The sequence below is a fragment of the Streptomyces sp. NPDC005070 genome, assembly GCF_053600395.1.
Genome location: NZ_JBSFZS010000183.1, coordinates 1 through 10931 on the forward strand (window position 1 = coordinate 1; position 10931 = coordinate 10931).

The following is a 10931-nucleotide window of genomic DNA, read 5'->3' on the forward strand; positions in this document are numbered from 1 at the left end:
GCGGGAGCACGCTCACCGTGCTCCCGCACCCCTCAGGCGTTTTCGTCCCCTCGCCCATCCCCTCGCCCGTTTCCATCCCCTCGCCCGTTTGGCCGGGCATCAGCGGTCGGGGCGCGCGGAACGACAAGGGGCGGAACAGCGTCCCTTCGGCCCAACCAGCGGGCTTCGCGCCCGGTCCGGCCGTAGCGTGAAGATCCCCCACCGACCCGGCCGGATCATGGGTAAAGTAGGTAAAGCGTCAGAGACGCGACAAGATCGTTCATGGTGTGCCGGGAAGTCTGGTCGGCGAGTGCTTCGTCCTGCCTGCTCGACCGGAGGTCCTCCCCGTGGCCGCGCCCCCCAGCACCACCCCACGCAAGTTCCTGGGCCTGATGTCCCTGCCCGAGCGGAACTTCGTGGCGAACGCGCTGCGCACCGAGACCGTGGGCGGAGTACTCCTGCTGATCGCGGCGGTCGCGGCCCTGATCTGGGCGAACACCCTGCCGCACAGTTACGAAGCCGTCTCGCACCACCACTTCGGACCGGCCGCGCTCGGACTCGACCTGTCCGTGGAGCACTGGGCGGCCGACGGACTGCTCGCCATCTTCTTCTTCGTCGCCGGCATCGAGCTGAAACGCGAACTGGTCGCCGGGGATCTGCGGGACCGGAAAGCCGCGCTGCTGCCCGTGGCCGCCGCGATCTGCGGCATGGCCGTTCCCGCGATCGTCGACGTCCTGACCAACGTGGCGGGCGGGGGCTCGCTCGACGGATGGGCCGTCCCCACCGCCACCGACATCGCCTTCGCCCTCGCCGTGCTCGCCGTCATCGGGACGTCCCTGCCGTCCGCGCTGCGCGCCTTCCTGCTCACCCTCGCCGTCGTCGACGACCTGTTCGCGATCCTGATCATCGCGGTCTTCTTCACCAGTTCCATCAACTTCGCGGCGCTCGGCGGGGCGCTCGTGGGCCTGGTCGTCTTCTGGCTGCTGCTGCGCAAGGGCGTACACGGCTGGTACGTGTACGTTCCGCTCGCGCTGGTCATCTGGGCGCTGATGTACAACAGCGGCGTCCACGCCACCATCGCCGGTGTCGCCATGGGCCTGATGCTGCGCTGCCATCCGCACGAGGGCGAGGAGCACTCCCCCGGCGAGCACATCGAGCATCTGGTGCGTCCGGTGTCGGCGGGACTCGCGGTGCCGATGTTCGCTCTGTTCAGCGCCGGTGTCGTGGTCTCCGGCGGTGCGATCCGCGATGTGTTCACCCGGCCCGAGACGCTCGGCGTGGTGCTCGGACTCGTCGTCGGCAAGGCGGTCGGCATCTTCGGCGGCACATGGCTGACGGCCCGGTTCACCAGGGCCTCGCTCAGTGACGACCTGGAGTGGGCCGACGTCGCCGCCGTCGCCACGCTCGCCGGCATCGGCTTCACCGTCTCCCTGCTGATCGGCGAACTCGCCTTCCAGGGCGACGCGGGACTCACCGACGAGATCAAGGCCGCCGTCCTGATCGGCTCGTTCATCGCGGCCGTGCTCGCCACGGTGCTGCTGAAGATACGCAACTCCAAGTACCGCTCGCTGTGCGCGGCCGAGGAGCGCGACGAGGACCACGACGGCATCCCCGACATCTACGAGGAGCACAAGCCGGCGTACCACCTGCGCATGGCGGCGATCCACGAGGAGAAGGCCGCGGAACACCGCAGGCTTGCCGAACTGGCGGGTGGGGCAAGCGAGGGGAACCACGGTCCGGCATGATCTGACAGGACCGTACAAACACATGCAGAAGAGGGAGATCGCGATGAGCGCACCCGACGGGAGCCCGGTCGGTGCCGAACGCAGCATCGGCCAGTTGGTCGCCGCGGCGTCGACCGAGATGTCCGCGCTGGTGCACGACGAGATCGCGCTGGCGAAGGCGCAGCTCAAGCAGGACGTCAAGCGCGGTGCGGTCAGCGGCGGGGCGTTCGCGGCGGCCGGCGCGATCCTGATCTTCTCCCTGCCGATGCTCAGCTTCGCCCTCACGTACGGCATCCGGACCTGGAGCCACTGGAATCTCGCGATCTGCTTCCTGCTGTCGTTCGCGGCGAACGTGCTGATCGCGACGGTGCTCGCGCTGATCGGCATGATCTTCGCGAAGAAGGTCAAGAAGAGCCAGAGCCCGCAGAAGGTGGCCGCCTCCGTGAAGGAGACGGCGGCTGTTCTGCCGAACGCCAAGCCGCACCCCCGGCCCGAACCGGTCGAGGACGCCGTCAAGGCTGTGGCACGCTCATCCTCATGACGGACCCCGCCACACCTTCGGCGCAACCCACCTCGGTCGTACGGATCGACCTTCCCGGCGACCACAAAGTCACGCACCGGGACGTGGCCGCCAACGGCGCGCGCTTCCACATCGCCGAGCTCGGCGACGGGCCGCTCGTGCTGCTGCTGCACGGCTTCCCGCAGTTCTGGTGGGCCTGGCGGCACCAGCTCGTCGCGCTCGCCGACGCCGGGTTCCGGGCCGTCGCCATGGACCTGCGGGGTGTCGGGGGCAGCGACCGCACCCCGCGCGGCTACGACCCCGCCAACCTCGCGCTCGACATCACCGGGGTCGTACGCTCCCTCGGCGAGCCCGACGCCGCGCTGGTCGGGCACGACCTCGGCGGGTATCTGGCGTGGACGGCGGCCGCCATGCGGCCCAAGCTCGTCCGCCGGCTCGCGGTGTCGTCCATGCCGCATCCGCGGCGGTGGCGCTCCGCGATGCTCTCCGACGTCAGGCAGACGACGGCGGGCTCGTACATCTGGGGATTCCAGCGTCCCTGGATCCCCGAGCGCCAACTCCTCGCCGACGACGCCGCCCTGGCGGGTCGTCTGGTGAGCGACTGGTCGGGTCCCCGGCAGCCGGACGAGGACACCCTGGAGACGTACCGCCGGGCCATGCGGATCCCCTCGACCGCGCACTGCTCCATCGAGCCGTACCGGTGGATGGTGCGGTCCATGGCGCGCCCGGACGGCATCCAGTTCAATCGGCGCATGAAGCGGCCGGTGCGCGTGCCGACCCTGCATCTGCACGGCTCACTCGATCCGGTGATGCGGACGCGGAGCGCGGCGGGCTCCGGGGAGTACGTCGAAGCGCCGTACCGCTGGCGGCTGTTCGACGGGCTGGGCCACTTCCCGCACGAAGAGGATCCGGTCGCCTTCTCCACCGAACTGATCAACTGGCTGAAGGATCCGGAACCCGATCGGTGACACCTCGGTCACCCGTGGGTGACCGCGTGACCGCGCCCGGTGCCGCGTCCGGAACACGGACCGTGAACACCTGTCCTACGAACGGCCACTTGCCCGGCGCATAGGCCAATTGAGGGGCCGGGGCGAGGTTATCGACCTTGGGGCAGGGGCAGACGTCGGGGTATGGGCTGGACGCACGACTACAGTGACGTAGCACGCAATCGCCGCTCGGCCACGGGTCTGAGCTCTCGTCAGGGGGGCGCCCCGCAACTGGCGGGCACGGATCCGCGTGTGGGGATTCCGCATATTCTGCGGCGCCGGGCCCGCTGGGTCTCCATGCGGCTGCGCCATCCACGCGGCTGAGATCCGGCCCGCACCCTCTCAGCGGTAGAGACCCCGCCCGCGCCCTCCATACGGCCGAGGCCGAGGTCCCGCCCGCGCCTTCACGCGGTGAAGACCTCGCCCCCGCCCTCCACGCGGCAGATGCCGGGCCTGCCGGTCAGAGCGCGCAACTGTCGCTGTCCACCTGCTGGTCGGCCGTGCGCCCCTTGGCGATGTCCTGCCGGACCTCGTCCGCGGTGAGGGCGTAACCGGTCTCGGCGTCGTCGAGCGACTTCGCGAAAACCACGCCGTACACCTTGCCGTCGGGTGTCAGCAGCGGTCCGCCGGAGTTGCCCTGACGGACCGTCGCGTACAGCGAGTAGACATCGCGGCGCACCGTCTTGCGGTGGTAGATGTCCGGGCCGTTGGCGGTGATGCGGCCCCGAACGCGCGCGGGCTGGACGTTGTACGAGCCGTTCTGCGGGAACCCGGCGACGATCGCGCTGTCGCCGCTGGTCGCGTCCTTGGCACTGAACCGCAGCGCGGGCGCCTTCAGATTCGGTACGTCGAGGACGGCGATGTCGCGTTCCCAGTCGTACAGGACGACCGTGGCGTCGTACTTCTTGCCCCGGCCGCCTATCTGGACGGTGGGTTCGTCGACTCCGCCGACCACGTGCGCGTTGGTCATCACACGGCGGTCGCTGAAGACGAAGCCGGTGCCCTCGAGGACCTTGCCGCAACTCTGGGCGGTGCCCATGACCTTGACGATGGAGTTCTGCGAGCGGGTGGCGACGGGACTGGCGGCGAGCTGGGGGTCGGGCGGCTGGACCTCGGTGATGGGCTCGTTGGCGAACGGGCTGAAGACCTGCGGGAAGCCGTTCTGCGCGAGGACCGAGGAGAAGTCGGCGAACCAGGTGTTGGCCTGGGTGGGCAGCGCGCGGGACACGCCGAGCAGCACCTTGGAGTTGCGGACCTCCTTGCCGAGCGTCGGCAGTGTCGTGCCGGCGAGGGCGGAGCCGATCAGCCAGGCGACGAGCAGCATCGCCACGACGTTGACCAGGGCGCCGCCGGTCGCGTCCAGGGCCCTGGCCGGGGACCAGGTGATGTGCCGGCGGAGCTTGTTGCCGAGGTGGGTGGTGAGGGCCTGGCCGACGGAGGCGCAGACGATCACGACGACCACGGCGACGACGGCGGCGGTCGTACTCACCTTGCTGTCGTCGGTCGTCCAGCTCCAGACGACCGGGAGCAGATAGACGGCGACGAGACCACCGCCCAGGAAGCCGATCACCGACAGGATGCCGACGACGAAGCCCTGGCGATAGCCCACGATCGCGAACCACACGGCGGCGACGAGCAACAGGATGTCCAGCACATTCACGAAGGTCACCTTGTCATGCGCGCCAGTCGAGCGGGACCTGCTTCTCGCGGTCCCACGGACGCTCCCACCCCGCGAAATGGAGAATCTTGTCGATCACTCCGGCCGTAAAACCCCAGACCAGGGCTGATTCGACCAGAAATGCCGGGCCTCGGTAGCCGCTCGGGTGGACGGTGGTCGCACGGTTGGCCGGATCCGTGAGATCCACCACGGGGACGGTGAAGACGCGGGCCGTCTCGCCCGGGTCGACGACGCCGACAGGCGTCGGGCGGCGCCACCAGCCGAGGACCGGGGTGACCACGAATCGGCTGACCGGGATGTACAGCTTGGGCAGCACGCCGAAGAGCTGGACGCCGCTCGGGTCGAGGCCGGTCTCCTCCTCGGCCTCGCGCAGCGCGGCGTTCAGCGGTCCGTCGGTCTTCGGGTCGCCGTCCTCGGGGTCGAGGGCGCCGCCGGGGAAGGACGGCTGTCCCGCGTGCGATCGGAGGGTGCCCGCCCGTTCCATGAGCAGCAGCTCGGGGCCGCGCGGGCCCTCGCCGAAGAGGATGAGCACCGCGGACTGGCGGCCCGCGCCGTTCGCCGGCGGCAGGAAGCGGCTGAGCTGGAGCGGTTCCACGGTCTCCGCGACCTGCGCGACCGGACCCAGCCAGTCGGGCAGACCGTCCTTGCTGAGCACCGGCCCGCCCTGCGCGTCGCTCGCGTTCCGTGTGTTGTTTGCGTGCTTCATCGCCACCCCCGTTCTGCTGTTCCCAACGCCCGCCGAGGCCGTTTTCGTTCCGTCATCCGGCGCCCAACGGGGGCGCGGGCCTGCCGCCCGCGTCCAGATAGGCCTGCGGGGGGTTGAGCCGCTGCCCGGGGAAGCCGCCCTTCTCGTACTTCAGGAGCTTCTTCGCCTTCTCGGGGTCCGTCTCGCCCTCCCCGTACGCCGGGCAGAGGGGGGCGATGGGGCAGGCGCCGCAGGCGGGCTTACGGGCGTGGCAGATGCGGCGGCCGTGGAAGATCACGTGGTGCGACAGCATCGTCCACTCGTTCTTCGGGAAGAGCTCGCCGACGGCCCTCTCGATCTTGTCCGGGTCGGTCTCCGCGGTCCACTGCCAGCGCCGCACGAGCCGCTGGAAGTGCGTGTCCACGGTGATCCCGGGCCGTCCGAAGGCGTTGCCGAGCACGACGAACGCGGTCTTGCGGCCCACTCCGGGCAGTTTCACGAGGTCTTCGAGGCGGCCGGGCACCTCGCCCCCGAAGTCGTCCCTCAGCGCCTTGGAGAGACCTATGACGGATCTGGTCTTGGCCCGGAAGAACCCGGTCGGGCGCAGAATCTCCTCGACCTCCTCCGGGTTGGCCTCGGCGAGGTCCTCGGGGGTCGGATACCTGGCGAAGAGCGCCGGCGTCGTCTGATTCACCCGCAGGTCGGTGGTCTGGGCGGACAGGACCGTGGCGACGATCAACTGGAAGGGGTTCTCGAAGTCGAGCTCCGGGTGGGCGTACGGGTACACCTCGGCGAGTTCGCGGTTGATACGGCGGGCCCGGCGGACGAGAGCGGTGTGCGACTCGTTCCGCGGCGGCGACGCGACGGGCCGCGCGGGTGCCGTCTTCCCTGAGGCGGCCTCACCGGACGCCGCCTTCTTGGAGACGGTTTTCCCGACGGCCTTCTTGGCGGCGGTCTTTCCGACGGCCGTCCTGGAGGCAGTCTTTCCGGCAGCCTTGGCGGTGCCGCCCGCGGCCTTGGCGGTCTTGCCCGCGGCCGTCCTCCCCGAAGCGGCCTCGGCCGGAGCCGTCTTCTCGGCGGCCGTTTTCGTGGGTGTCACCTTCTTGGCGGTCCGAGGGGCCGTCTTCTTCGCGCTCTTCCCGCCGACGGTCGTCGACGCCGCCCCGGACACAGCCCCGGACGCAGCCTCCGGCACCGCCTTCACCGGCTTCACCGGCTTCGACTTTGTCGCTTTTGCCTGTTCTTTGGTTCCGTCGGGGGCCTGTTCGCCCACAGCGGAATCGCGACGTACAACCACCCGCCCAGCCCCCTTGGCCTGTGCTCTCACCGGCGATTTGGACACCCGGCCAGCCTAAAGCCCGGCACCGACATCCGCCCCGGACCCTGAAGATCGGCCCCCAATTGGCCCCCTGCCGCACTCGTTGGGACGCCAGTGCGGCAGACTTGTGACTGATCACACTGTTTGGACCGTCCGGCAAGATGGGGAACACGGTCCCCTGGTACCAAGGGGGAGCACAGCCCCCTGAGCAGGTCGACAAGGAGAGAACTCGTGGACGACGTTCTGCGGCGCGCCCCGCTCTTCGCGGCGCTCGATGACGAGCAGGCCGCGGAGCTCCGCGCCTCCATGAGTGAGGTGACCCTCGCGCGAGGCGACGCCCTCTTCCATGAAGGCGACCCCGGCGACCGCCTCTATGTGGTCACCGAGGGCAAGGTGAAGCTCCACCGCACCTCCCCCGACGGGCGCGAGAACATGCTGGCCGTCCTCGGCCCCGGTGAGCTGATCGGCGAACTGTCGCTGTTCGACCCGGGCCCGCGCACGGCGACCGCCACCGCGCTCACCGAGGTCAAGCTGCTCGGCCTCGGCCACGGTGACCTCCAGCCCTGGCTGAACGCACGCCCCGAGGTGGCCGCCGCTCTGCTGCGCGCCGTCGCCCGGCGCCTGCGCAAGACCAACGACCAGATGTCCGACCTGGTCTTCTCCGACGTGCCCGGCCGTGTCGCGCGCGCCCTGCTCGACCTGTCGCGCCGCTTCGGTGTGCAGTCCGAAGAGGGCATCCACGTGGTGCACGACCTCACGCAGGAGGAGCTCGCCCAGCTCGTCGGCGCCTCCCGCGAGACCGTCAACAAGGCGCTCGCCGACTTCGCGGGCCGCGGCTGGCTCCGCCTGGAGGCCCGGGCGGTGATCCTCCTCGACGTGGAGCGGCTCGCCAAGCGCTCGCGCTGACGCCTACGGCCGTACGTCGACGGGGTCCCGCCTCCCACCGAGGCGGGACCCCGTCGTCGTCACCCCGGAGTCGGGGGCTCGCCGCGGTCTCCCACCTTCCTCCGCCTCCCCTCCCCCGGCCGAGCCGCGAGCCCGTAAATGATCTGCGCCCCGGCCGCCCTTCGCGGGACAGTGGCCGCATGACCGCACAGGGGCACCGCAGAGGGCTCGACGCCGAGGGATACATCGAGCGCGAGGGATCGCCGGCGCGCGTGCCGTACGCCTTCGAGGCCGTCGTCACGGCGGCCCGTGAACGGGTCCTGGACGTCTTCGGGGCGCGGCTGGACGGCGCGTACCTCTACGGCTCGATCCCGCGCGGCACCGCGCGCGTGGGACGCTCCGATCTCGACCTGCTGCTGTCGCTGCGCGAGGAGCCGACCGACACCGACCGCGCCGACGCCCGCGTGCTCGAAGCGGCGCTCGACGAGGAGTTCGCCTCGATCGACGGCGTGGGAACCCTGCTGTTCAGCCGTACGCGGCTGCTGAGCGACCTGGAGATCCACGACCTCGGCTGGTTCGTCGCCTGCCTCTGCACCCCTCTCCTGGGCGAGGACCTGGCGGAACACCTTCCGCGCTACCGTCCCGACACGCTGCTGGCCCGCGAGACGAACGGCGACCTCGGCCTGCTGCTGCCGCGCTGGCGCGAACGGATCGCCACGGCCGCGGACACGGACGAGGCCAGGCGCCCCCTGGTGCGCTCGATGTCCCGGCACCTCGTCCGCACCGGCTTCACGCTCGTCATGCCGCGCTGGAACGGCTGGACCAGCGACCTCGGGGAGATGGCCGAGGCGTTCGGCGCGTACTACCCGCGGCGGGCCGCCGACCTGCGCGGCGCGGCCGTACGCGGTCACGAGCCGACCGGCGACCCCGCCGTGCTCCGCTCGTACACCGACGATCTGGGGCCCTGGCTGGCCGAGGAGTACGCGCGCGTGCACGGCATCAAGGCACCCCGCCCCTGAACGCCTCCTCCAAGGCCCCGCCAAGACCCTTGAAACGCGGCCCCGAACACCACTGCCCGAACCACCGCTGCCCGAACACCACGGCCCCGTAGGACGCGTCCTAGATGAGCCCGTGCTCCCGCAGATAGTCGATCTGCGCCCGCACCGACAGCTCGGCCGCGGGCCACAGCGACCTGTCCACGTCGACGTAGACACGGGCGACGACCTCTTGCGGCGAGCGGAGGCCGTTCTCGACGGCGGTCTCGACCTGGGCGAGCCGGTGGGCACGGTGGGCGAGATAGAACTCGACCGCGCCCTGTGCGTCGTCGAGGACCGGCCCATGACCGGGCAGGACGGTGTGGACACCGTCGTCGACCGTCAGCGAGCGGAGCCGGCGCAGGGAGTCGAGATAGTCGCCCAGGCGCCCGTCGGGATGGGCCACCACGGTCGTACCGCGTCCCAGGACGGTGTCCCCCGTCAGAACGGCCTGATCGGCCGGGAGATGGAAGCACAGCGAGTCGGCGGTGTGCCCGGGAGTCGACACGACACGCAGCTCGAGCCCGCCGAGGCTGATCACGTCTCCCGCGGCCAGCCCTTCGTCACCGAGCCGCAGCGCGGGGTCCAGCGCGCGGACGGCGGTCCCCGACAGCTCGGCGAAGCGCGACGCGCCCTCCGCGTGGTCGGGATGCCCGTGCGTGAGCAGGGTCAGCGCGACCCGCTTGCCGGCCCGCTCGGCCGTGTCCAGGACCGTACGCAGATGTACGTCGTCCAGGGGGCCCGGGTCGATGACGACCGCGAGCTCGGAGTCCGGCTCGGACACGATCCACGTGTTCGTGCCGTCCAGGGTCATCGCGGAGGCGTTGGGGGCGAGGACGTTCACCGCGCGCGCGGTGGCGGGCCCGGACAGGACCGTGCCCCGCGGCTGACCGGGGAGGGCTGCCGCGTCGGTCATGCGGATGCTCCGCCGGTCGGGATGTGCTTGGTGAACTCGTCGTGTCCGGGCCAGGAGAGGACGACCTCGCCCTCCTCCAGGCGCGCCTCGGCCAGGACGGGGGTCAGATCACGGGCGCCCGCGGCGGCGAGGGCGTCGGCGGCCCTCTCGTACGCCACGATCCCGCGCAGGGTCGCGATGGTGGGCGGCATCATCAGCAGCTCGCCCTCGTCGTAGCCGGCCGCCGCGTCGACGGGACGGATCCACACGGTGCGGTCGGCCTCCGTGGAGGCGTTCCGCGTGCGCTGGCCCTCCGGGAGGACGGCCACGAAGAACCACGTGTCGTAGCGGCGGGACTCGAACTCCGGGGTGATCCAGCGGGCCCAGGCCCCGAGCAGGTCCGAGCGGAGCACGAGCCCTCTGCGGTCGAGGAACTCCGCGAAGGACAGGTCCCTGGCGACCAGGGCCGCCCGGTCCGCCTCCCAGTCGTCCCCCGTGGTGTCACCGACCACGCTGTCCGGGCTGGGGCCGGCGAGCAGGACGCCCGCCTCCTCGTACGTCTCGCGTACGGCCGCGCACACGATGGCCTGGGCGGAGGTCTCGTCCACGCCGAGCCGCCGCGCCCACCACGCGCGCGTGGGTCCCGCCCAGCGGATCTGCTGCTCGTCGTCGCGCGGGTCCACGCCGCCGCCCGGATACGCGTACGCGCCTCCGGCGAAGGCCATGGAGGCGCGTCGGCGCAGCATGTGGACCACGGGGCCGGTCTCGCTGTCCTTGACCAGCATCACCGTGGCGGCGCGCCGGGGCGTGACCGGCGTCAGCGTGCCCTCGGCGAGCGCCCGAATCCGCTCCGGCCAGTCCACCGGAAACCATTGCCCATTCCCCATGGCCGGAGGCTATCCCGAGCCGGGCGGATGTTCGAGGCCCCACCGCCCCACAAGCGACTTTCGCCCCTCCGCCCCCACCCTCCCCCAGGGTCTCGGCTTCGCTCGACCAAGGGGGACCCCCATCGCACCCGGGGCTCCGCCCCAGATCCCGCTCCTCAAACGCCAGAGGGGCTGAAACTCATGTTGCTTGCCCGTAGAGATAGATCCCGCAGTCGGGAGCCGCAGCCACCACGACGCACCCGCGGCCGGGATCCGGCGTGAGGGGCCGTGCCGGTACATCGATGCCCGTCGCCACCGACGCTCACCTCTCCGTCCAACGGCGACGGGCTGATGCACCGGC

11 protein-coding genes are annotated in these 10931 nt (G+C 70.9%); 6 read left to right on the forward strand and 5 right to left on the reverse strand.

Features of this window, described 5'->3' with window-relative positions; genetic code table 11:
- The first annotated feature begins 326 nt into the window (after positions 1 to 326).
- From nhaA to ACWEBX_RS34500, 4 genes are all read left to right on the forward strand, one after another.
- Positions 327 to 1724: a Na+/H+ antiporter NhaA gene (gene nhaA, locus ACWEBX_RS34485; RefSeq protein ID WP_451888697.1), complete on the forward strand. Its 1398-nt coding sequence runs from the start codon at positions 327 to 329 to the stop codon at positions 1722 to 1724.
- Positions 1725 to 1767: 43 nt separating this feature from the next.
- On the forward strand, positions 1768 to 2244 hold the full coding sequence (locus ACWEBX_RS34490) for a phage holin family protein (protein WP_451888698.1): 477 nt from the start codon (positions 1768 to 1770) through the stop codon (positions 2242 to 2244).
- Entirely contained in the window at positions 2241 to 3191 is a 951-nt protein-coding gene (locus ACWEBX_RS34495) for an alpha/beta fold hydrolase (RefSeq protein ID WP_451888699.1), read from the forward strand. The genes ACWEBX_RS34490 and ACWEBX_RS34495 overlap by 4 nt, the downstream gene beginning before the upstream one ends.
- A 162-nt stretch (positions 3192 to 3353) precedes the next feature.
- Positions 3354 to 3533, forward strand: coding sequence for a hypothetical protein (locus ACWEBX_RS34500; protein WP_451888700.1), 180 nt, complete (start codon positions 3354 to 3356; stop codon positions 3531 to 3533).
- Between the two features lie 136 nt (positions 3534 to 3669).
- Here the strand turns inward: ACWEBX_RS34500 and ACWEBX_RS34505 are convergent, their stop codons facing one another.
- From ACWEBX_RS34505 to nth, 3 genes are read right to left on the reverse strand one after another with little or no spacing between them, the layout of a single operon-like run.
- A complete protein-coding gene (locus tag ACWEBX_RS34505) occupies positions 3670 to 4869 on the reverse strand; it encodes a MarP family serine protease (protein ID WP_451888701.1) in 1200 nt (399 codons plus the stop codon).
- A 13-nt stretch (positions 4870 to 4882) separates the two neighbouring features.
- The gene (locus tag ACWEBX_RS34510) at positions 4883 to 5593 is read right to left on the reverse strand and encodes an NUDIX hydrolase (protein ID WP_451888702.1); all 711 of its coding nucleotides are present in this window, start codon (positions 5591 to 5593) and stop codon (positions 4883 to 4885) included.
- Between the two features lie 52 nt (positions 5594 to 5645).
- Positions 5646 to 6671: an endonuclease III gene (gene nth / locus ACWEBX_RS34515; protein WP_451888705.1), complete on the reverse strand. Its 1026-nt coding sequence runs from the start codon at positions 6669 to 6671 to the stop codon at positions 5646 to 5648.
- Positions 6672 to 7121: 450 nt separating this feature from the next.
- On the opposite strand from nth, the gene ACWEBX_RS34520 reads away from it, so the two are divergent.
- Together ACWEBX_RS34520 and ACWEBX_RS34525 are read left to right on the forward strand one after the other, a co-directional pair.
- The gene (locus tag ACWEBX_RS34520) at positions 7122 to 7796 is read left to right on the forward strand and encodes a Crp/Fnr family transcriptional regulator (RefSeq protein WP_006382668.1); all 675 of its coding nucleotides are present in this window, start codon (positions 7122 to 7124) and stop codon (positions 7794 to 7796) included.
- A gap of 179 nt (positions 7797 to 7975) precedes the next feature.
- Positions 7976 to 8794, forward strand: coding sequence for a nucleotidyltransferase (locus tag ACWEBX_RS34525; RefSeq protein WP_451888703.1), 819 nt, complete (start codon positions 7976 to 7978; stop codon positions 8792 to 8794).
- A 100-nt stretch (positions 8795 to 8894) separates the two neighbouring features.
- On the opposite strand, the gene ACWEBX_RS34530 is transcribed toward ACWEBX_RS34525, so the two are convergent.
- Together ACWEBX_RS34530 and ACWEBX_RS34535 are read right to left on the reverse strand one after the other, a co-directional pair.
- Positions 8895 to 9725 carry an MBL fold metallo-hydrolase gene (locus ACWEBX_RS34530; RefSeq protein WP_384793955.1) on the reverse strand — a complete coding sequence of 277 codons (831 nt, stop codon included), beginning with the start codon at positions 9723 to 9725 and terminating at the stop codon, positions 8895 to 8897.
- Complete coding sequence (locus ACWEBX_RS34535; protein WP_451888704.1) at positions 9722 to 10591, reverse strand: NUDIX hydrolase; 870 nt, start codon at positions 10589 to 10591, stop codon at positions 9722 to 9724. Before ACWEBX_RS34535 ends, ACWEBX_RS34530 begins: the two co-directional genes overlap by 4 nt.
- Positions 10592 to 10931 lie beyond the last annotated feature (340 nt).